The following is a 20,853-nucleotide window of genomic DNA, read 5'->3' on the forward strand; positions in this document are numbered from 1 at the left end:
TGCCGGAGCCGGTACCCCGACGCCGAGGGTCGCAACACGACCCTGTGGTCGGATTCGGTCCAGGCTAATCGGCGGAGCGCCCGCCGGGCACGGCGGTTGGACGACAGCGTCCGCTGAAGCGGGACGCGCCTTCAGGCGACCTTGAGGATCGTCGGCGCCACGGCGTCCAGGACGTCGTCCGCGCGCATGGGGAGGCCAAGGTGGTAGCCCTGTGCGAAGGGGCAATCCATGGCACGCAGGGCAGTGAGATCGGATTGCGTCTCGACGCCCTCGGCCACGACTTCGAGCTTCAGCGCCCGGCCGAGATCAATCACCGCTTGCACGAGCCCCCGCTTGTCGGCGGCCTCGCCCAGGCCCGTGACAAGGCTGCGGTCGATCTTCACACGGTTGACCCGCAGCTGGCGCAGGCGTGACAGGGACGAATAGCCCACGCCGAAATCGTCGATGGCGATGCTGATCCCCGCCGCGGAGAGATTGGCCAGCTTCTCGGAGACCGCGGCGACATCCAGGGCCGTGTCCTCCGTGACTTCGATCTCCAGCCCGTCCGCGGGAAGGCCGAAGGCTCTGAGCTTGCCGAGTATGATCTCATCCAGGGGGGCCTGGGCCAGTTCCCGTGGGCACACGTTCAGGGCGATACGGACTGCGTCGGCGCCCCGCTCGCACAGGGCGAGCTTCATCTGGCACACGCGATCGAGGATGAAGCCGAGCAATTGCTCCGACAGGCCGGTGACGGCCGCCGCGGCGATCAGTTCCGGCGGCGGCACCCAGCCGTGCCGCGGGTGTTTCCAGCGGATCAAGGCTTCGAGCCCCGCCATCTCCCCGTCATGGACCCGGTAGATCGGCTGGAACCACAGCTCGACCGCCCCTTCCATGAGGGCGTCGGGCAAGTCCCGCTCCGCGTCCCGGCGCATATCGAGGCGGTCACGCAGGGTGTCGTCGAAGGTGTGGAAGCGATTGCGGCCGGTGGACTTCGCCACATAGAGAGCTTCGTCGGCACAGACGAGGCGTTCGGTCAGGCTCTCCGTGCCGCCGAGGTGAATGCCGATGCTGACGCCGACCCGACCGGACTCGAATGTGTCGAAAGGCTCCGCGATCGCCGCGATCACGGTCTCGGCCAGGGCGCGAACGGGGATCCCCGTCAGGGCGGGATCGTAGAGGATCGCGAATTCGTCGCCCCCCAGGCGTCCGACGAGGCCGGCGGTGGGCCTATGGGCCAGCAGCCGCCGTCCGACCTCGCCCAGGACCTCATCCCCCTTCTTGTGCCCGAAGATGTCGTTGACGGATTTGAATCCGTCGAGGTCCAGCATCATCAGGCAGGGGGCGGGGTTCAGCTCCGCCTGCTCCGCGAAGCCGGCCCGGTTGAGGAGCCCCGTCAGCTGATCGTTGGTGGCGCGATCGGCCATCCGCTCCGCCAGGGCGTTGGCCGCGTTCTTCAGGCGGCTCGTCCTGCAGAAGTTTGCTTCCGTCTCCCGGCAGGTCCGCGCCAGGGCCAGGAGGTAGATCAGCACCGTGAAGGCGAGGCAGACATGATCGAAGCCCCCGACCGCAAGGAGGCAACCGGTCGGCGACAGCAGCGGCGGCGTGATGAAGGCGATGGGGATCCGGGAAAAGGAGATCACATAGCCGACCGCGCCGGCTGTGATTCCGCAGGTCACGGTCAGGTAGAACAGCGTCTGGGGCGACGTGTAGCCGCCGCAGAGAAACGGCAGGCCTGCCCAGACGGACCCCGACGCCAGGGCGGCGATGGTCGACCAACGCAGCCTCCGGTTGATCGCTCCGATAGCGCTTCCCTGGCTAGGCGAGGTCCCGTCATCGAGCCCATGACAGGTGGCACGGCAAAGGTAGACCCGCCACAGGTTGGCGCAGGCCGACAGGGCGAACCATACGCCGCCGATCATTCCCTGCTCGGCCTGAAAGGCGACGGCGAAGCATGCGAGGCCCAGAAGGCAATTGATGGCGAGGGCGCAAAGGATGCTGTGGCGTGCCGCCTCCAGTTGATCCCGGCGGATGGCGCCATCCAATGCTGCGTCCGTCGTCACCGGCTCGGACCCATACCCGACCGGCGGCGTGGAGGTGGTGCGTGCATCCGCGGCCATCACCCAGTCCCTTTCTCAAACGGTCTATTGCATGGGGCGGGTAAAGAAATTGACCGCAATCTCGGGCGGAGTGCGGCGTCGCGGCCCGTATCGCCGAAGCCGAGACTGGCCTTATCCTGTGACCGCGTATCAAGGTAGCCTATGCCGCTCCCCAGAGAACTGATCTCGATCGAGCGGATTTTCTACGAACCGGCCGTGGAGACTTTCCCGTACGGTCAGACAATGCTTGCGCGCTATCGATCTGCCGAACGGATCGTCGTTCCGTCGCATTGGAAAATTCCGGAACTTCACGGCAATGAAGGTTCCGTCGAAGATTGGATTCGTATCAAGCGCTCGACTCTGGTGTTGGGCGTGAAGAAAAGCCTATCCATGCGCCCGAATGGACGCAGCGCCCATTTCATCGCGCCATCGACATCCAACGGATGCGCGATGGCCTGTGCGTATTGCTATGTTCCCCGCCGCAAGGGCTTTGCGAACCCGGTAACGCTATTCGTGAATACCGAACAGGCTTGCGGTGCCATCCGACGGCATGCCCTGCGCCAAGGCCCGCTGCCGGAGCCCGACAGCATCGATCCGCAGGCATGGGTTTACGATATCGGCGAGAATGGAGATCTCTCCGTCGATGCCTCGCTCTACGACGGTGTACGTGATTTCGTGCACCTGTTCCGCGAGATTCCCAACGCCAAGGCGTCCTTTGCCACCAAAGCGGTGAACCGCGACCTCCTTACCTACGAGCCCCGCGGCCGGACGCGGATCCGCTTCTCATTGATGCCCGAGCGGATCGCGAAACTCGTCGATGTCCGCACCTCGCCGATTCATGAGCGGATCGCCGCCATCGATGACTTCGTAGCGGCGGGCTACGAGGTCCATGCCAACTTCTCGCCGGTGATCCTCTACGAAGGCTGGGAGGACGAATGGCGTGAACTCTTCAGGCAGATCGACGGCACGATCTCGGCGGCCTCGAAGGCACAACTGCGCTGCGAAGTGATCATGCTCACGCACAATGCCGGACTGCACGATGTCAATCTCGGCTGGCATCCCCGCGCGGAAGACCTTCTGTGGCGGCCGGATATCCAGGAGATCAAGGTGTCCGAGGGCGGCCAGACCAACCTTCGCTACCGCAGCGGGTGGAAAGGCCGCTGGCTCGCCCGGTTCAAGGATCTGCTCGCGGCGGAGATGCCCTACTGCACCGTCCGCTACGCCTTCTGAACCCCGCCTCCGCTCCCGCGTTCGGCCTGAGCGACACCGGAGCGAAGGGCACGATGGCAGACCACAAAACGTACATGGCCGAGGCGGTGGCCATCGCGCAGGCAAACATCGCCGAAGGGGGCACGCCCTATGGGGCAGTCATCGTGCGCGACGGCCACGTGGTCGCCCGGGCGGCCAACACCGTCCATCTCACGAAGGATGCGACCGACCATGCCGAGATGGTCGCCATCCATGAGGCAAGCCGGATACTTGGCCGGAAGGACCTCTCGGATTGCGTGATGTACGCCAGCGGCCGCCCCTGCCCGATGTGCCATGCGGCCATGCGCCTCGCCGGGTTCAAGCGGGGCTTTTTCGCCTTCAGCGCCGAGGAGGCCCAGGAATACGGGGTCGGCAGCGCGGACCTCTACGGTGAACTGTGCCGTCCCCTCGCCGAGCAGCCCATGCGGCTGGAGCAGATCCGGCCGGAGGGCCCTTCCCCCTACCCGGACTGGAAGGCCCGGAAGAGCGGGTAACGGCCGCTCCGCCCGTCGACCGAGCGGACGGCGGCTCCAGACCAAGGCTGACAGGCGCTCAGTGCGTCCAGGGGGCCGTGCGGTTGAACTTGAAGTTGTCCGAGTAGGAGAGGCCCTTGCGCGCCGTCTCCTTGCCCGGCTCCTCGACCCGGTAGGTGATGCCTTCGCGCTGGGCGTAGGCGACCGCCTCTTCCTTCGTGTCGAACTCCAGGCGCACCTGCTGCAGCATGTCCTTCGAGCCGTACCAGCCCATCAGCGGGTCCGTCTCGCGGGGGCTGGTCTGGTCGAAAACCAGGACCCATAGCTTCGTCCGGGCAAGACCCGATTGGGACGCATCCTTGGCGGGGCGATAGATGCGGGCGCTCGGCATGGGTGTCTGAAAGCTCCTGGCACTGTGCGCTGCGGCGGATGGTCGGGGCGATAGGATTCGAACCTACGACCCCCTGGTCCCAAACCAGGTGCGCTACCAGACTGCGCCACACCCCGACGGCCATCCACGGCGCCAGATCCGTACCCCGTCGCCAGGCCGACGGCAAGGCGGCGGGGCAAGGCTTCCTCTTTGTCCCGGCCACCCGGGAGAGATTCACCCGGAACTTAAGTCAAATTCGGCCATTGCTCTGACGCTTACAAACTTGGAGGAACGTCTGATGCAGGTGAATCGTGTAATTGCGACGGCTGCCATTCTTGCCATGACCGCGGGCACTGCGTTTGCCTCCCCGTGCAGCACCGGCACCGCCATGCCGAAGTCGCCGGATCAGCAGGCATCGAACCCGAAGAGCTCTGACATGGACCGGTCGAGCGCGAACCTCGCGGGCGGCAATCAGCCGGCCTCGCCGGGCACTGTCGGCGCCATGAACAATGCGGGCGCGACCCAGGCTCCGACCAAGACCGACGGGACGTCGGCCGCTGACAAGGCCGATCCGGGCTCGAAGAACATGGCCGGTGGCAACCAGCCGGCTTCGCCCGGCACTGTCGGCGCGATGAACAATGCCGCTGCTGCCGGTTCCACCACCAAGATGTCCGACAAGGACTGCTGATCCAGTCCGACGCACTGTCGGAGAGACCCGCCCGGCTTCCCGCCGTGGCGGGTTTCTTTTTGGCGTAGCGGTGGCCCCTGTTGAATCGCCGCGGCGTTCGGTGCACGCACCGGCCGATGCGTGTGGACCTCTTCGATTTCGATCTGCCCGAAGCGAGTATCGCCCTCCGGCCGGCAGAACCCCGCGATGCGTCACGCCTGCTCGTCGTCGCACCGGGCTCGCAACCGGCCGACCGCGTGATTCGCGATCTCCCCGGGCTTCTGCGGCGCGGGGACACCCTCGTCTTCAACGATACCCGCGTCATTCCCGCGCGACTCCGCGGCATCAGGACCCGGCCCGGGGCACCGGGGCAGCGGACGGAGGTCATGCTGCACCTGCGCGAGGCGCCGGACCGATGGCGGGCCTTCGCCCGCCCGGCCAAGCGCCTGTCCCCCGGCGATGTCATCACCTTCGGCGACGCACCGGACGGCGTTCCCTGCGAAGCGAGTTTTCTGCGGGCGAGCGTGGTCGAGAAGGGCGAGGCCGGCGAGGTCATCCTGAGCTTCGACGTGGCCGGGCCCGTCCTCGACGAGCGTATCGCGGCGCTCGGTGAACTGCCCCTGCCCCCTTACATCGCCGGCAAGCGGCCGGCCGATGCCCGCGATGCCAGCGATTACCAGACGGTCTACGCCCGCGATCCCGGCGCCGTGGCAGCGCCCACGGCCGGGCTGCACTTCTCGGCCGAGCTCTTGGCCGCCATCGACGCAGCCGGTATCGGCCGGCATCACCTCACCTTGCACGTGGGCGCGGGGACCTTCCTGCCGGTGAAGGCCGACGACACCGAGGGTCATCGGATGCACAGCGAGGTCGGCCACCTCGACTCCGCCACGGCCGAAGCCCTGAACGCCGTGCGGGATGCCGGCGGACGGATCGTCGCCGTCGGCACCACGGCGATGCGGCTCCTCGAAAGCGCCGCGGGCGAGGACGGCTGGATCGCCCCGTTCTCCGGCCCCACCGACATCTTCATCACGCCGGGCTACCGCTTCCGGGCAGTCGATGCCCTCGTGACGAACTTCCACCTGCCGCGCTCGACGCTGTTCATGCTGGTTTCGGCCTTCTCCGGCCTCGACACGATGCGCGCCGCCTACGCCCACGCCATCGCGACGGGCTACCGATTCTACTCCTACGGCGATGCGAGCCTGCTCTTCCCAGCCGCACCCGGAGATGCCCCATGACTGCAACCGCCTTCGGCTTCTCCCTGCACGGGCGGGACGGCGCCGCCCGGACCGGCGAGATCACCATGCCGCGGGGGACGATCCGCACGCCGGCCTTCATGCCGGTGGGCACCGCCGCGACGGTGAAGGCCATGTATGCGGACCAAGTCCGCGACCTCGGCGCCGACGTGGTCCTGGGCAACACCTACCATCTGATGCTCCGACCCGGAGCCGAGCGGATGGCCCGCCTCGGAGGGTTGCACGCCTTCATGCAATGGAACGGGCCGATCCTCACCGATTCGGGCGGCTTCCAGGTGATGTCGCTGTCGGCCCTGCGGAAGATCGACGAGGACGGCGTGACGTTCCGCTCGCATATCGACGGCACCGCCTATGAGATGAGCCCGGAGCGATCCATCGAGATCCAGGGATTGCTCGGGTCGGACATCCAGATGCAGCTCGACGAGTGTGTGCGCCTGCCCGCCGAGCGGACCGAGATCGAGAAGGCCATGCACCTGTCCCTGCGCTGGGCCGAGCGCTGCCGGGTCGCCTTCGGCGAGCAGCTGGGCAAGGCGATGTTCGGCATCGTGCAGGGCGGCGATCTGCCGGATCTGCGCGTCGAGAGCGCCCGCGCCCTCGCGGACCTCGACCTCAAGGGCTACGCCATCGGCGGCCTCGCGGTGGGTGAGCCGCAGGCTGTGATGTTCGCGATGATCGAGGCCACCGCGCCGCACCTGCCCGAGGGCAAGCCGCGCTACCTGATGGGCGTCGGCACACCGGATGACATCCTGGGCGCCGTCGCCCGGGGTATCGACATGTTCGATTGCGTGATGCCGACGCGCGCCGGCCGGCACGGCCTCGCCTACACGCGCCACGGACGGGTGAATTTGCGCAACGCCCGCTGGGCCGAGGCGAAGGAACCGCTGGACGAGGCATCGACCTGTCCGGCCGCCCGCGACTACTCCCGTGCCTATCTCCACCACCTCGTCCGCTCCAACGAGATCCTGGGGATGATGCTGCTGACGTGGAACAACCTCGCCTACTATCAGGACCTCATGGCCGGTGCCCGCGCCGCCATCCGCGACGGACGCTATGCCGACTACTGCGCCGAGACCCGCGAGGGTTGGGCCCGCGCGGAGCGGTCCACGGCGGAGGCTTAGGCCGTCTTCTTAGACTGTCGCGCTCCTTTTCCGCCGCTCACCCGTCATTGCGAGCGTAGCGAAGCAATCCAGTCGGCACTGCCTCGTCCGGATGCGGCGCGCCATGGATTGCTTCGGCTCTGCCTCGCAATGACCGCGGCGGATGACAATGGTGGCGGTGGTGGTGAAAGACCGTGCCGACCGCGCTACCGGGCCAGTACCCGGTAGAAGCCATCGGAATCGTCGGCGCCGGTGATCGCGGCGGCCTTCAGGCCGGCGACGATCCGCGCCGCGATCGGCAGGCGGTAGTGCAGCGCATCCCAGTAATTCGTGTCTGCCGTCGTCACTGGGGACGCGCGGCGGAAGTCGACCACCAGGGCCTTCCGCGCCGCGCCGATGGCCGCCGCTTTCGCCTTGCAAGCCGCCTCGCGAAGACCGGTCGCCGTGCCGGGCTGGCCCTGGGCGCGGGCATGGACGGGCATGAAGGCAATGAGTTTCAACGTCCCGGGCGGCAGGGAGGCCAGGGCTGCTTCGAGGCGGTCGAGGGCCGGGAACGGAGCATTGGGCGGGTCGGCGGAGGCATTCGGATCGCCGCTGCCGGCCGCAATATGGGCCCGGGCGCGGGTGAGGTCGTAACTCGCCTCCGGGGGCGTGAAGACGGCATAGCCGTCCTGGCGGATGCGCGGCCTCCCCTGGCCGAAGCGCATCCGCACGGCGTTCACCGCCGCGATGAGCCCCCTGGTGTTGGCCTGCCGGAAGACCCCCCAGGGGGTACCCGGCTCGTAGAGCCAATCGGGGAAGGCATGCTCCGTCCGGGGCGCCGGATTCGCCGCACACCAGGGCGCATCGAGAGCGAACAGCACCGCCCTGATCGGCCTGCGGGCGAGGAAAAGGCTTGCGAGGCGCAACTGCTCATCGGGTGTCGCCGCGTTCACTGCCAGATTGGCGAAGTTCGCGCCGAAGGCCGCGTCGAGGGCGGTGGGATCAAGGAGACGCGCCGTCGAAGTGCCGAAGACAGCCGCATCGAAGGCACCGCCCCGGGCGATGGCCGGGTAGGAAAGCCGCTGGTTCGCATCGATGATCGGCCCGGGCGGATGCCCCGGTGAGGCGCGCAACCCGTAGGGGTCCGCGAATGCAATGAACGCAATGATCGCGAGGCCGGCCATCGTTCCGGCTACGATCGTATCGCGGGCAAAGCGCCGCCAAGCATCGGCAGAGGTGATCGATAGGCTCACGCTCGGGTCGTCGGCGGCGATTGCGTCGGTTTTTCGGCCGCTCCCGTCAAAGCAGCACCCAGCGCCCCGACGAGTGCCGGCCCGAGGTCGCGTAACTCGCGCAAATGTGCCGCGGTCAGATCGTGGAGGAGTGCGGATGCACGGGGTGTCAGGCTGAGTTCGGTGCGACGGCGATCCTCCACGCCGCGCGCCTTGGTCAGGAGACCGCCATCGACCATGCGTGCCACCAGTTCGGCGGCGGTGTGGGGCGCGATGAGCAACTGTTCGGCGAGCAACCCCACCGTGGCGGGGCGGCTTCCGGCATGTCCCGCAAGGGTCAACAACGCCTGATGCTGCTGGCTTGGAAGACCGGCCCTGGCGGCCTCTCCTTCGCTGAAGGCCTGGAACCGGCGGAGGCAGTAGCGGAAGGCGGCAAGCGACGCGTATTGCGCCTGCGAGAGGCCGTCGTCCTCCCCGTTTCGTGTTGCGCTCATGCCAGCCTCCCCCTCTGCGGCACTGGAATATATCGTAATACGATATATCTGCCTCATCAGGAGGTAGGAATGGACGATATGACCGTGAAAGTGACCGGGAGCCGCCCGGTTCGAAGAACTCTGTCCGATTTCAGGGTGGATCGGCGGATCCTGCTGCTGACCGGCATGGCGGTGATCGTCGGATCGGCTGCGGTCGTTGCGGCTTGGGTACTGCTCGCTTTGATCGGCCTGACGACGAACCTCGTATGGTTTGGGCGGTTCGATACGGCTCTCACGTCTCACGCGGCGGCGCACCGCGGCCCGTGGATGGTCGCGATTCCCGTCATAGGGGCGGTCATCGTCGGGGTGATGGCGCGGTACGGGTCTGAGAAGATCAGGGGCCACGGCATCCCGGAGGCAATGGAGGCGATCCTGATCGGGGGCAGCCGCATGTCACCCAAGGTGGCGGTCCTGAAGCCCCTGTCGTCGGCCATCGCCATCGGGAGCGGTGGCCCGTTCGGCGCGGAGGGTCCGATCATCGTCACCGGTGGCGCGATAGGCTCCCTCTACGCGCAGTTCTTCCGGTTGAGTGCCGTCGAACGTCGGACACTCCTCGTCTCGGGCGCAGCCGCGGGCATGACAGCGATCTTCGCCACCCCCGTGGCGGCGGTGCTCCTCGCCTTGGAGGTGCTGCTGTTCGAGTGGCGCCCGCGTAGCCTCGTGCCCGTGGCGGCGGCCGCGGCGACGGCCATGATCTGGCGCCCGTTCCTGTTCGAGACCGGCCCGTTGTTTCCGTTCTCGGACAACCCGGTTCTGCCCGCATGGGGCCTTCCGGCCTGCATCCTGCTCGGCGTTGCCTGCGGGTTGCTGTCAGGCCTTCTCACCCGTTTGCTCTACGGCCTGGAAGATGCCTTCCGGCGGCTTCCTGTCCATTGGATGTGGTGGCCTGCCATCGGCGCCGTCGTGGTCGGCTTCGGCGGGCTGATCGAGCCCCGGGCGCTCGGCGTCGGCTACGACGTGATCCGCAGTCTCCTCGACGGCCATTTGGCGGTCGCCGCCGTCGCCACGATCCTCGCGGTGAAGGCGGTGATCTGGCTCGTGGCGCTGGCGTCCGGCACGTCCGGCGGCGTGCTCGCGCCGCTGTTGATCCTCGGCGGCGCGTTCGGCTCCCTCGCCGGCTTGTGGCTGCCCGGGGCACATGGGTTCTGGGCGATGCTCGGCATGGCGGCCATGCTCGGCGGCACCCTGCCCGCGCCGCTTACGGGCATCGTCTTCGCCGTCGAAGCCACGGGCGATGCGGCCGCGCTGGCGCCGCTTCTTGCAGCCACGATGGCGGCCTACGCCGTGAGCGTCCTTCTGCTGAAGCGGTCGATCCTGACTGAGAAGATCGCCCGGCGCGGGCTGCACGTCACCCGTGAATACGGGATCGACGCCTACGAACTCACCCGCGTCAATGCCGTCATGACGGTGCGGGTCGAGACCCTCGCCGGGAACCTGACGATCGCGGAGGCCGCTGCTGCGATCCAGGCCGGCGCGCATCACGCCTATCCCGTGACCGATGCCGCCGGCCGGCCTGTCGCCATCGTCTCACGGGCCGATGTCCTGCTCTGGATGGCGGGAGACGACGAGGCGGCGGCGGGAGAAACCCTGTCTGCGCGCGTGACCGATGCCGACCTTTCGGTCGTCCATCCCGACGACGTGGTGTCCCACGCCCTCGATGTGATGCTGGCCGATGGAAGCGGGCGCCTTGCGGTCACCGATCCAGCGAGCGGTGCCCTGGTGGGCTTGCTGACGCAACGGGACCTGCTGCGAATCCGAGCCGAAGCCCTGCGGGCGGAGGGCGAGCGCCAGGCATTCCTGCGCAGGCGAAGATAAGACGCGACCTCTCTCGGAGAGAACAGGTCGCCGTCATATGGCAGGATCATCTCCTCGAGAGTGGACCACCCCTCCACCCTCGTTCTGAGGTGCCCGCGTCAGCCGCGATCTCGACCAACTCAAAAAAACGGCGCGGCGCCCGGAGGCGTCGCGCCGTTCTAGCGCTTAGTTCAGAGTGGCATCGGCCGGCCGGCGCTCGGCACCGACGGAGACGTCGCCGATCATCAGGCCCAGGGGGCCGAGATGGACCGGCACATGCTCTCCATCGTGGATCGACCCGGAGAGTAACTGTTCGGCCAGGGGGTCCTGCACGTTCTTCTGGATGACCCGCTTCAGCGGCCTGGCCCCGTAGGCGGGATCATAGCCCTTGTCGGCGAGCCAGTTCCGGGCATCCGCATCCACGTCGAGGGTGATCTTGCGCTCTTCGAGCAGCTTCTGCAGCCGTCCGAGCTGGATCTCCACGATCGCCCCCATCTCTTCCCGCTTGAGGCGATGGAACAGGATGATCTCATCCACCCGGTTGAGGAATTCCGGCCGGAAGTGCGAGCGCACCACGCCCATCACCTCGTCCCGGACCGCTTCCGTGTCCTGCCCGGCGGGCTGGTTCACGAGGTATTCGGCCCCAAGGTTCGAGGTCATGATCAGCAGCGTGTTGCGGAAGTCGACCGTCCGCCCCTGCCCGTCCGTCAGGCGCCCATCGTCGAGCACTTGCAGGAGGACGTTGAACACGTCCGGATGCGCCTTCTCGACCTCGTCGAACAGCACGACCTGGTAGGGCCGCCGCCGCACCGCCTCTGTCAGCGCCCCGCCCTCCTCGTAGCCGACATAGCCGGGTGGGGCACCGATAAGCCGGGCCACCGCGTGCTTCTCCATGTACTCGGACATGTCGATGCGCACGAGGGCCGTGTCGTCGTCGAACAGGAAGCCGGCCAACGCCTTGGTCAGCTCTGTCTTCCCAACGCCCGTGGGGCCGAGGAACATGAACGAGCCGATGGGCCGGTTCGGGTCCTGCAACCCGGCGCGGGCACGCCGCACGGCGGTCGAGACCGCCTCCACCGCCTCGCGCTGGCCGACGACGCGCTTGGCCAGCGCCGTTTCCATCGCGAGCAGCTTCTCACGCTCGCCCTCCAGCATCTTGTCGACGGGCACGCCGGTCCAGCGGGAGACGACGCCCGCGATGTGGGTTGGGCTGACCGCCTCCTCCATCATCGCGCCGCTCTCGCTCTCGGTCTCGGCGAGTTGTTTCTCCAGACCGGGTATGACGCCGTAGGCGAGTTCGCCCGCGCGCTGATACTGGCCCTGCCGCTGGGCGGAGGCCAGTTCGTTGCGTGCCTCGTCGAGCTTCTTCTTCAGGTCGGCGGCCGCGCCGAGCTTGTCCTTCTCGGCCTTCCACCGGGCGGTGATTGCCGCCGAGCGCTCTTCCAGGTCGCCGAGTTCCTTCTCCAGCCGCACGAGGCGGTCGCGGGAGGCGGAATCGGTCTCCTTCTTCAGGGCCTCGGCCTCGATCTTCAGGCGGACGATCTCGCGATCGACCGAGTCGAGCTCCTCTGGCTTGGAATCGACCTGCATCCGCAGCCGGGACCCGGCCTCGTCCATGAGGTCGATGGCCTTGTCCGGCAGGAAGCGGTCGGTGATGTAGCGGTTCGAGAGAGTCGCCGCGGCGACAAGGGCCGCATCCTGGATGCGCACGCCGTGGTGCTGCTCGTACTTCTCCTTCAGGCCGCGGAGGATCGAGACGGTATCCTCCACCGTCGGCTCCGACACGAAGACCGGCTGGAAGCGCCGGGCCAGGGCCGCGTCCTTCTCGACGTGCTTGCGGTATTCGTCGAGCGTCGTCGCGCCGACACAGTGGAGTTCGCCCCGGGCCAGCGCCGGCTTCAAGAGGTTCGAGGCGTCCATCGCCCCGTCCGCCTTGCCCGCTCCCACCAAGGTGTGCATCTCGTCGATGAACAGGATGATGCCGCCCTCGGCCGCGGTGACCTCGGAGAGAACGCCCTTCAGCCTCTCTTCGAACTCGCCCCGGTACTTCGCGCCGGCGATCAGCGCGCCCATGTCGAGGGCGAGCAGGCTTTTGTCCTTCAGGGATTCGGGCACGTCGCCGTTGACGATGCGCAGGGCCAGCCCTTCGACGATCGCCGTCTTACCGACGCCGGGCTCGCCGATCAGCACCGGGTTGTTCTTGGTCCGACGGGACAGAACCTGGATGGTCCGCCGGATCTCCTCGTCCCGGCCGATCACAGGGTCGAGCTTGCCGTCGCGGGCCGCCTCGGTCAGGTCGCGGGCATATTTCTTCAGGGCGTCGTAGCTGTTCTCGGCGCTGGCGTTGTCAGCGGTGCGGCCCTTGCGGAGCGCATTGATTGCGCCGTTCAACGAGGCCGGCGTCACGCCCGCCGCCTGGAGGGCCTTTCCAGCCTCCGTCTCCTTCTCCACGGCGATGGCGAGCAGCAGCCGCTCAACGGTGACGTAAGAATCGCCCGCCTTCTGCGCCGCACTCTCCGCGGTGTCGAACAGGCGCACGAGTTCGCGCGTCGCCTGAGGCGCCGCGGCGTTGCCGCTCACCTTGGGCTGCTTGGCGAGCCACTGCTCCGTCTGTGCCAGCGCCACCCGCGACTGGCCGCCGGCCCGGTCGATGAGACCGGCGCACAGGCCCTCGGGATCGTCCAGCAGGACCTTCAGCATGTGGCCCGGCTGCAACTGGGGATGCCCCTCGCGCATCGCGAGGTTCTGCGCCGCCTGCACGAAGCCGCGGGCGCGTTCGGTGTACTTCTCGAAATTCATGCGTCGCCTCTCCCGTACCGGCGTACCGCCCGACATGGCGCGGGACCGCCGAAACGTCGCCCCCCGGCTATCCGCCGCGAAGGGGCCCCGGCGCCGTCAGGCCGCCGGTGCACCGGATGTGGTGTTGCATTTGCGCACCACAAGAGCAGGGGAACATGGAATTCGCCCCCTTGCATGGGTCGCGGAAACGCGCTCCTCCTGGCGCATGACCACGCATCCCGAGTTCCGTCTCTCCGCCCTCTATCGCTATCCCGTGAAGGGTCTGAGCCCCGAGCCACTCGAGCGGGCAGAACTTGAGACGAGCGGTTATTTCCCGGGGGACCGCCTCTACGCCGTGGAGAACGGCCCGTCGGGTTTCGACGCCGTCGCTCCCCGGCATCAACCCAAGACCAAGTACCTCATGCTGATGCGCGACGAGGCCCTCGCCCGCCTCCGCACCCACTACGACGATGCCACGGCCACGTTGACCGTGGAGGGCGATGGCGAAACCCTCGCCGCACGGCTCGACACGCCGGAGGGCCGGGCAAGCCTCGAAGCATTCCTCCGCCGCTTCATCCCGGAGGCGCTTCGCGGCGAGCCGAAGGTGCTGGCCGCCCCGGCACAGTATCGCTTCACGGATTCGCCCACCGGCTACGTGTCGATGATCAATCGCGCCAGCGTTCAGATGCTGGAAGACGATCTCGGCAAGCCGGTCGATCCCCTTCGCTTCCGGGGCAACCTCCTGGTCGAAGGCCTCGAGCCCTTCGCCGAACTCGCCATGCTGGGGCATGTCATCGAAGCGCCAAGCGGCCTGCGTTTCAAGGTGACGAAGCGGACGGTGCGCTGCGCGGCAACCAATGTCGATCCGGAGACGGGGGAGCGCGATCTCGACATCCCCTGGACCATCGACAAGCGTTTTGGCCACCGGGACTGCGGCGTCTACATGGAAATCATCGCCGGGGGCAGCCTCGCCGTGGGGGACGTGCTGCGGGTGGTGGGATAGTCCTCACCCCACCCTCGTCGTTGCGAGCGCAGCGAAGCAATCCAGGGCAGCGCGACGTCGCGGAAGGCAGGGCTTCGTCCTTAGACGTTCGTCACCCCACGGGGCGGGTCTCTAAGAACTCCTTCATCCGCCCGAGCGCCCGGCGGATGTTCTCGGCCGAGTTGGCGTAGGACAGACGCAGGAAGCCTTCGCCGTGGACGCCAAAATCCGGGCCGCCGATCGTGGCGACCCCGGCCTCGTCCAGCAATGCGGAGGCCAGCGCCTTGGCCTTCCAGCCCGTCCGCGACACGTTCGGGAAGGCATAGAACGCGCCCTTCGGCTCGATGCAGGAGATGCCCGGCAGGGCGTTCAACCCATCGACCACGATGCGGCGTCGCCGGTCGAACTCGGCCACCATCTCGGTCACGCAATCCTGAGGACCGTCGAGGGCAGCGATCCCCGCCCACTGCGTCGCGGCGTTGACGCAGGAATGGGCGTTGACGGCGAGCTTGCGCGCGTTGTCGTAGAGCGGTTTCGGCCAGACCGACCAACCGAGCCGCCAGCCGGTCATCGCATAGGTCTTCGATGCCCCGTCGAGGTAGATCAGCCGCTCGCGGATCTCGGGGTACCTCAGCAGCGAGTGATGCACCTGCCCGTCATAGGTCATGGTGCCGTAGATCTCGTCCGACATCACCGCCACGTCGGGATGGTCGGCGAGCCCCTTCACGAGCGCGTCGATCTCAGCCTTCGGGCTCACGCCGCCGGTGGGGTTGGCGGGGGAGTTGACGATGAGCAGCCGCGTCCGCGGCGTGATCAGCGACAGGGTCTCGGCCGCCGAGAAGGCAAAGCCGTTCTCCTCCCGGATCGGCACCGGCACGGGCGTCGCTCCCGTGTATTCGATCATCGACCGGTAGATCGGGAAACCGGGATCCGGATACAGGATCTCCGCGCCTGGCTCGCCGAACATCAGGATCGCCATGAACATGGTGACTTTGCCGCCCGGCACGACCATCACCGATTCGGGGGAAACCTCGACCCCGTGCCGGCGCAGGATATCGCGGGACACGGCCTCCCGCAGGGGCAGGATGCCGGTGGCGGGCGTGTAACCGTGGTGGCCGTCCCGCAGGGCCTTGATACCGGCCTCCACCACATGGGCGGGCGTCGGCATGTCGGGCTGGCCGATGCCGAGATTGATGATGTCACGTCCCTCGGCGGCCAGCGCCTGCGCACGGGCCAGCACGGCGAAGGCGTTCTCCTCACCGATGCGGGAGAAGGCCGGAACGACATGGAGCATGGCAGTCTCCGAGCCGGGCGGAATGCGGTTTGACGCCGATCGCCCGGCGGGATCGGGGGACCACCCGCCTGACGATTTACGACTTGCTGCGCTCGGCGAGCTTCGACGCCGCGAACGACAGACCGACTGCGACGAGCCCGAGGATCAGGAAGGTCTTCACCGAGGCGTAGAAGAGCGCCGGCTCGATGCCCGTGTCCGTATAGAGGACGAGGCCGATCGCGGTGAGCGGCAGGCAGATCAGGATGAACAGCGGAACGAGCGGGTTCATGCGGGACACTCGGGCTCGGGCGCAGCGATGCGCCCCTTGCAGACCCGTCCTGCATAGCATCGCACGGCGACGGTTGGGACCCCCCTCGACAGGCAGATTTGCCGGCACAGGGCCCGGATCGCCGAAGCCCGGATTCGACGCATGAATTCTTCACGAACCTGATCGTAAAACTGTCTCGGAGGACAGTCGGGGAACGCTATGCAGTTTTCGGCGGCCAAGAATACAAGCCCGTTCGGTGCATCGGGCGGACTGGACACACTCGTTCGCCAGATCGGACGCCTCGTGCGTCATCCTGCCTACCGCAGGAATCGCGTGGTGAGCGCAGTGCTCTTGCGTCATCTTCCGATGGAAGCCGGATACTCCTGGCAAGGCGAGGCGGGGCTCCTCGCGCGGCTGACATCGGCCAAGCTCGATGCGGCGACCCTCAATCACCTGATCGGCAGCGTTCAGGCCGAGTATATGAGGTTGCGCGGCCCCGCGGACGCGTGAGCCGCAGGCAAACCCGGCGAAACGTGGGGTCAGGCCGGGACCCGCACGGTGGCGCGCAGGCCGCCGAGGGGGCTATCGTGGAGGGTGATGTCGCCGCCGTGGGCGCGGGCGATGTCCCTGGCGATGGCGAGGCCGAGGCCCGATCCGCCGGCATCCTGCCGGGCGTCGTCGAGGCGCAGGAAGGGCTTGAACACGTCTTCCCGGCGGGCCGCCGGAATACCCGGTCCATCGTCGTCGATGGACACGAGGAAGCTACGGGTCTCCAGCCGGCCGGAGATCGCGACCGTCTCGCCGTAACGGGCAGCGTTGGACGCGAGGTTGAACAGACAGCGCCTGAACGCGTCCGGTCGCACCGTCACCGTCGGCTTGCCCGCCAGCTCGACCTCGGACACGTGGGCGCCGAGCCGTTCGACATCGGTGCGCAGGTCTTCGAGCAGCGCACGCATATCGGTGGGCATCGCCGTCTCCGCCGAATCGCCCCTCGCGAAGGCGAGGTAGCCTTCGAGCATCCGGCTCATCTCATCCACGTCGCGGGTAAGGTCTTCGATCTCGCCGCTGCCCTCGATCAACGCTAAGGACAGGCGGAAACGGGTGAGGATGGTGCGCAGGTCGTGGCTGACCCCGTTCAGCATCGTGGTCCGCTGTTCCATCGCCCGCTCGATCCGCCGCTTCATCTCGATGAAGGCGTGGCCGGCCTGCCGGACCTCCCGGGCACCGCGGGGGCGGAATTCGATCTCCCGCCCCTTGCCGAAGCCCTCGGCCACGGCGGCAAGGCGGAGGATCGGCTTGATCTGGTTGCGAAGGAACAGGATCGCGACGCCCAAAAGCACCAGCGACGAACCGATCATCCAGACGAGGAAGATATGTGAGTTGGAGGCGTAGGCCTGGCTGCGCCGGGCCGTGATCCGCATGACGCCGCCGGGTATGGCCACGCGAATCTCGATCAGGTTCGAGCGGCCCACCGTGTCGATCCAGAACGGACGGCGGATTTGGCGCTTGATCTCGTCCGATAGGCTTTCATCGAGGATCGAGAAGAATGGCCGTGGCCCCGGGGGTGGCAGCTTGGCCCCTTCCAGGAGGTCGAGGTCGAGGTTCAGCCGCTCGCCGGCGATCCGCGAGAGGGTGTCGGCATCCTTGTCCTGGGGGTAGCTCTCATAGATGTCGATCAGGGCGGCGACGTCTGCGACCACGGACGCGGAGAGCCGCTTGGTCACGAGCTGCCAATGCCGCTCCATGAAGGTGTAAGCGATCACCGATTGCAGCAGCACCATCGGCGCGATGATGATGATCAGCGAGCGCGCATACAGCCCCTTGGGCAGCACATCGCCGATGGCCCGGGAGAGCCGTTTCCATTGCCGGCGGGGCGCTGAGATGGCGCGGGCCGGCGCCTCGGTCGCCTTCAACGCGCGCGCCAGACCGGGGTCCTCGGCGTTCACGGAACGCCGGCCCCGGTGCGGCGGGATGGGATCCTGTCGGCGGAGGACGGCATGGGTTCCGGGCGCGAAGGGGATGTTCCTTCTACCGGTCGGCGTCCCCGCCGCCAAGGAGAAGGGCCCGCGCCGCCTTGCGCTGCCGCCGCCGGGCCATACCTCTCAGGAAGCGGGTCTCACCCGCATCCATCAGGGCTCACGGGGCCATGCTCAGCACCGATACCGATATTCTGGCCGCCGCCGAGGCGTGGCGGCGCGAGGGGCGTGGCGTCGCCCTGGCCACTGTCATTGAGACCTGGGGCTCGGCCCCGCGTCCCATCGGCAGCCACCTCGTCATCGACGGCGAGGGCAATTTCCTCGGTTCCGTCTCCGGCGGTTGCGTCGAGGGAGACGTGATCGTCGAGGCGGGCGAGGTCATCGACGACGGCCGCCCCCGGGTCTTGGAATTTGGCGTGGCGGACGAGACGGCGTGGCGGGCCGGCCTGTCCTGCGGAGGCCGGATCCGCGTCTTCGTGGAACGAGTTGACTGATGCGCGCGGATATCCTGACCGCCCTCAGCGCCGAGCGGGCCGCCCGGCGGGCGGCGATTCTCGTGACATCCGTTCCCGATGGCGCGCAGCGTCTCGTCCGTGAGGCCGACATGGCGGGCGACCCCTTGGCCGAAACGTTGGCGAAGCATTTCGCTTCGGGTAAGAGCGGCCTCGTCGAGACGGCGGAGGGCCAAGCCTTCCTCACGGTGCAGGTGCCGCCCATCCGACTCGTCGTGATCGGTGCGGTGCACATCTCGCAGGCGATGGCGCCGATGGCGGCGGCCCTCGATCTCGCCCTCACGGTGATCGACCCGCGCACGGCCTTCGCCACACCGGACAGGTTCCCCGCCATTGACCTCGTGGCGGAATGGCCGGACGAGGCCCTGGGCAAGCGCGTTCCGGCGCTCGACCGGTACTGCGCCGTCGCCGCCCTCACCCACGATCCGAAGATCGACGATCCGGCCCTGGCGGCGGCCCTGCGGGCGGGGTGCTTCTACATCGGCGCCCTCGGCTCGCGGAAGACGCACGCGGCGCGGATTGGCCGGCTGACGCAGGCCGGCTTCTCCGAAGGGGAAATCGCCCGCATCCATGCGCCGATCGGCCTCCCCATCGGCGCCGTCAGCCCCGCCGAGATCGCCCTCGCGGTGCTGGGCGAGGTAATCTCGGAACTGCGCCGGTCGTCCCAGCGGGAGGCCGCGTGAGGTTCGGTCCCGTCCCGGTCTCCGATGCCACCGGGCTCATCACCGCCCATTCCCTGCGCAGCCACGGAACGACCCTGCGCAAGGGTTCCACCATCACCCGAGAAGTCGTGGCCGCCCTGGCGGCGGACGGCGTCAGCGAGATCGTGGCGGTGTCCCTGGAAGGCGACGACGTCGGCGAAGATGCGGCGGCCGGACGGCTCGCCGCGGCCCTCGCCGGCCCCCACCTGCGGATTGAGGAAGCGTTCACCGGCCGGTGCAACCTCTTCGCGACGACCGCGGGTGTCCTCGTGATCGACCGGACGGGGATCGATGCCATCAACGGCGTCGACGAGGCCGTGACCGTTGCGACGCTGCACCCGTTCAAGCCGGTGGCCGACGGCGAGATGGTCGCGACCGTCAAGATCATCCCCTACGCCGTACCCGGCGCCACCCTTGCGCGGGCCTGCGCCGAGGCCGGCGGCGAGGCGGTCCTCCGGGTGGCACCCTACCGCCGGGCCCGGGTCGGGGTCGTCTCGACGCGCCTCCCCGCGCTCAAGGATGCCACCATCGACAAGACCCTCCGGGTGCTGGCCGAGCGGCTGAAGCCCACCGGCGCCGGGATCGTCGCCGAGACGCGGGTCGCCCATACCGCCGGGGGCGTCGCCGCGGGGCTCAGTGAGGTCATCGACGGCGCCGGCGCCGACTGTGCGATCGTGTTCGGCGCGTCGGCCATCGCCGACCGGCGCGACGTGATCCCCATGGGAATCCAGCGCGCCGGGGGGACGGTCGATCATCTCGGCATGCCGGTGGATCCCGGGAACCTCCTGCTCCTCGGGACCCGCGGAGACGTGCCGCTGATCGGCGCCCCAGGTTGCGCCCGTTCGCCCAAGGAAAACGGGTTCGACTGGATCCTCCACCGGCTCCTGGCCGACCTCCCCGTCGCCCGGGCCGATATCGTCTCCCTCGGGGTCGGGGGGCTGCTCATGGAGATCGTGTCCCGCCCGCAGCCCCGGGCGGGGGGAGAGCCGGAGGAAGGTGGCGATGACTGACGTCGCCACCCTCATCCTCGCCGCCGGGCGTGGCACACGGTTCGGCGCCGCGCCGAAGCTCCTCGCCCTCCTCGACGGGAAGCCCCTCGTCCGCCGGGCCGCGGAGGCCGCCCTGGCGGCCCGGCCTCGCCCGGTCGTCGCGGTTCTCGGCGCGCATGCGGATCCGGTCGAGGCTGCGTTGGTAGGACTTAATCTCCGGCTTGTAAGGAACGAGGCCTATGCCGATGGCCTTTCCACCTCCCTCAAAAAAGGAATTTCCGCCCTCCCCCCGGGCTGCGAGGCCGCCATCGTGATGCTTGGGGACATGCCCCTGGTGAGCGCCGACTTGATCGATTGCCTCGCCGATGCGTTCGTACGAGCAGGCAGCAAGCCGGCGGCGGTCATCCCCGTCCATGCGGGGCGGCGCGGCAACCCTATCCTCCTCAACCTGCGCCTGCTTGGTGAGGACATCGCGGGACTTCAGGGCGACCGCGGCGCAGGCCCCCTGCTCTCCGGACGCACCGACCTCTTGGAGGTCGAGGGCGATGCCTCCACCACCCTCGACATCGACACGCCCGAGGCTCTGGCGGAGCTTACAACGCCGCGGATGTGACCGGTCGCGGCTAACGGACAGACCAATTCGTCCCACC

The 20,853-nt window shown here is 67.9% G+C and carries 20 protein-coding genes and 1 tRNA gene; 12 read left to right on the forward strand and 9 right to left on the reverse strand.

The window, feature by feature from the left end; genetic code table 11:
* Positions 1-131 precede the first annotated feature (131 nt).
* Complete coding sequence (locus tag MFF22_RS12645) at positions 132-2,096, reverse strand: putative bifunctional diguanylate cyclase/phosphodiesterase (RefSeq protein WP_238249318.1); 1,965 nt, start codon at positions 2,094-2,096, stop codon at positions 132-134.
* A 141-nt stretch (positions 2,097-2,237) separates the two neighbouring features.
* On the opposite strand from MFF22_RS12645, the gene MFF22_RS12650 reads away from it, so the two are divergent.
* Together MFF22_RS12650 and MFF22_RS12655 are read left to right on the forward strand one after the other, a co-directional pair.
* Positions 2,238-3,305: a spore photoproduct lyase family protein gene (locus tag MFF22_RS12650; RefSeq protein WP_238249319.1), complete on the forward strand. Its 1,068-nt coding sequence runs from the start codon at positions 2,238-2,240 to the stop codon at positions 3,303-3,305.
* Positions 3,306-3,358: 53 nt separating this feature from the next.
* Positions 3,359-3,817 carry a nucleoside deaminase gene (locus MFF22_RS12655; protein WP_238249320.1) on the forward strand — a complete coding sequence of 153 codons (459 nt, stop codon included), beginning with the start codon at positions 3,359-3,361 and terminating at the stop codon, positions 3,815-3,817.
* A gap of 58 nt (positions 3,818-3,875) precedes the next feature.
* Here MFF22_RS12655 and MFF22_RS12660 read toward each other — a convergent pair whose 3' ends face one another.
* On the reverse strand, positions 3,876-4,187 hold the full coding sequence (locus MFF22_RS12660; RefSeq protein WP_238249321.1) for an ETC complex I subunit: 312 nt from the start codon (positions 4,185-4,187) through the stop codon (positions 3,876-3,878).
* 39 nt (positions 4,188-4,226) lie between these two features.
* A tRNA-Pro gene (locus tag MFF22_RS12665) sits at positions 4,227-4,303 on the reverse strand.
* A 161-nt stretch (positions 4,304-4,464) separates the two neighbouring features.
* Between MFF22_RS12665 and MFF22_RS12670 the strand changes: the two genes are divergently transcribed.
* From MFF22_RS12670 to tgt, 3 genes are all read left to right on the forward strand, one after another.
* A complete protein-coding gene (locus tag MFF22_RS12670; RefSeq protein ID WP_238249322.1) occupies positions 4,465-4,854 on the forward strand; it encodes an exopolysaccharide production protein YjbE in 390 nt (129 codons plus the stop codon).
* A 116-nt stretch (positions 4,855-4,970) separates the two neighbouring features.
* A complete protein-coding gene (queA, locus tag MFF22_RS12675; protein ID WP_238249323.1) occupies positions 4,971-6,068 on the forward strand; it encodes a tRNA preQ1(34) S-adenosylmethionine ribosyltransferase-isomerase QueA in 1,098 nt (365 codons plus the stop codon).
* A complete protein-coding gene (gene tgt / locus MFF22_RS12680) occupies positions 6,065-7,204 on the forward strand; it encodes a tRNA guanosine(34) transglycosylase Tgt (RefSeq protein WP_238249324.1) in 1,140 nt (379 codons plus the stop codon). Before queA ends, tgt begins: the two co-directional genes overlap by 4 nt.
* A 185-nt stretch (positions 7,205-7,389) precedes the next feature.
* On the opposite strand, the gene MFF22_RS12685 is transcribed toward tgt, so the two are convergent.
* Complete coding sequence (locus MFF22_RS12685) at positions 7,390-8,349, reverse strand: hypothetical protein (protein WP_370877592.1); 960 nt, start codon at positions 8,347-8,349, stop codon at positions 7,390-7,392.
* Between the two features lie 65 nt (positions 8,350-8,414).
* Positions 8,415-8,891: a MarR family winged helix-turn-helix transcriptional regulator gene (locus MFF22_RS12690; protein ID WP_238249326.1), complete on the reverse strand. Its 477-nt coding sequence runs from the start codon at positions 8,889-8,891 to the stop codon at positions 8,415-8,417.
* Positions 8,892-8,960: 69 nt separating this feature from the next.
* Here MFF22_RS12690 and MFF22_RS12695 point away from each other — a divergent pair, with 69 nt between their 5' ends.
* Complete coding sequence (locus tag MFF22_RS12695) at positions 8,961-10,745, forward strand: chloride channel protein (RefSeq protein WP_238249327.1); 1,785 nt, start codon at positions 8,961-8,963, stop codon at positions 10,743-10,745.
* Between the two features lie 165 nt (positions 10,746-10,910).
* Here the strand turns inward: MFF22_RS12695 and clpB are convergent, their stop codons facing one another.
* The gene (gene clpB, locus MFF22_RS12700; RefSeq protein ID WP_238249328.1) at positions 10,911-13,523 is read right to left on the reverse strand and encodes an ATP-dependent chaperone ClpB; all 2,613 of its coding nucleotides are present in this window, start codon (positions 13,521-13,523) and stop codon (positions 10,911-10,913) included.
* A 205-nt stretch (positions 13,524-13,728) separates the two neighbouring features.
* Between clpB and MFF22_RS12705 the strand changes: the two genes are divergently transcribed.
* Entirely contained in the window at positions 13,729-14,505 is a 777-nt protein-coding gene (locus MFF22_RS12705) for an MOSC domain-containing protein (protein ID WP_238249329.1), read from the forward strand.
* Positions 14,506-14,596: 91 nt separating this feature from the next.
* Here the strand turns inward: MFF22_RS12705 and MFF22_RS12710 are convergent, their stop codons facing one another.
* Together MFF22_RS12710 and MFF22_RS12715 are read right to left on the reverse strand one after the other, a co-directional pair.
* On the reverse strand, positions 14,597-15,778 hold the full coding sequence (locus MFF22_RS12710; RefSeq protein ID WP_238249330.1) for a pyridoxal phosphate-dependent aminotransferase: 1,182 nt from the start codon (positions 15,776-15,778) through the stop codon (positions 14,597-14,599).
* A 76-nt stretch (positions 15,779-15,854) separates the two neighbouring features.
* Positions 15,855-16,046: a hypothetical protein gene (locus MFF22_RS12715; RefSeq protein ID WP_238249331.1), complete on the reverse strand. Its 192-nt coding sequence runs from the start codon at positions 16,044-16,046 to the stop codon at positions 15,855-15,857.
* A gap of 198 nt (positions 16,047-16,244) precedes the next feature.
* Between MFF22_RS12715 and MFF22_RS12720 the strand changes: the two genes are divergently transcribed.
* Positions 16,245-16,535: a hypothetical protein gene (locus MFF22_RS12720; protein ID WP_238249332.1), complete on the forward strand. Its 291-nt coding sequence runs from the start codon at positions 16,245-16,247 to the stop codon at positions 16,533-16,535.
* Between the two features lie 29 nt (positions 16,536-16,564).
* On the opposite strand, the gene MFF22_RS12725 is transcribed toward MFF22_RS12720, so the two are convergent.
* Positions 16,565-17,950 (reverse strand): ATP-binding protein, encoded by a 1,386-nt coding sequence (locus tag MFF22_RS12725; RefSeq protein WP_370877591.1) that lies wholly within the window; start codon positions 17,948-17,950, stop codon positions 16,565-16,567.
* 221 nt (positions 17,951-18,171) lie between these two features.
* On the opposite strand from MFF22_RS12725, the gene MFF22_RS12730 reads away from it, so the two are divergent.
* Genes MFF22_RS12730 through MFF22_RS12745 form a run of 4 tightly spaced genes read left to right on the forward strand, consistent with a single transcriptional unit; the run spans position 18,172 to position 20,816 of the window.
* Entirely contained in the window at positions 18,172-18,495 is a 324-nt protein-coding gene (locus MFF22_RS12730; protein WP_238249333.1) for an XdhC family protein, read from the forward strand.
* The gene (locus MFF22_RS12735; RefSeq protein WP_238249334.1) at positions 18,495-19,196 is read left to right on the forward strand and encodes an XdhC family protein; all 702 of its coding nucleotides are present in this window, start codon (positions 18,495-18,497) and stop codon (positions 19,194-19,196) included. The genes MFF22_RS12730 and MFF22_RS12735 overlap by 1 nt, the downstream gene beginning before the upstream one ends.
* Positions 19,193-20,224 carry a molybdopterin-binding protein gene (locus MFF22_RS12740; RefSeq protein ID WP_238249335.1) on the forward strand — a complete coding sequence of 344 codons (1,032 nt, stop codon included), beginning with the start codon at positions 19,193-19,195 and terminating at the stop codon, positions 20,222-20,224. The genes MFF22_RS12735 and MFF22_RS12740 overlap by 4 nt, the downstream gene beginning before the upstream one ends.
* Positions 20,217-20,816 (forward strand): nucleotidyltransferase family protein, encoded by a 600-nt coding sequence (locus MFF22_RS12745; RefSeq protein ID WP_238249336.1) that lies wholly within the window; start codon positions 20,217-20,219, stop codon positions 20,814-20,816. The genes MFF22_RS12740 and MFF22_RS12745 overlap by 8 nt, the downstream gene beginning before the upstream one ends.
* Positions 20,817-20,853 lie beyond the last annotated feature (37 nt).

Origin of the sequence: Methylobacterium persicinum, assembly GCF_022179525.1 — a bacterium.
In the GTDB taxonomy this organism is placed as follows: domain Bacteria; phylum Pseudomonadota; class Alphaproteobacteria; order Rhizobiales; family Beijerinckiaceae; genus Methylobacterium; species Methylobacterium persicinum.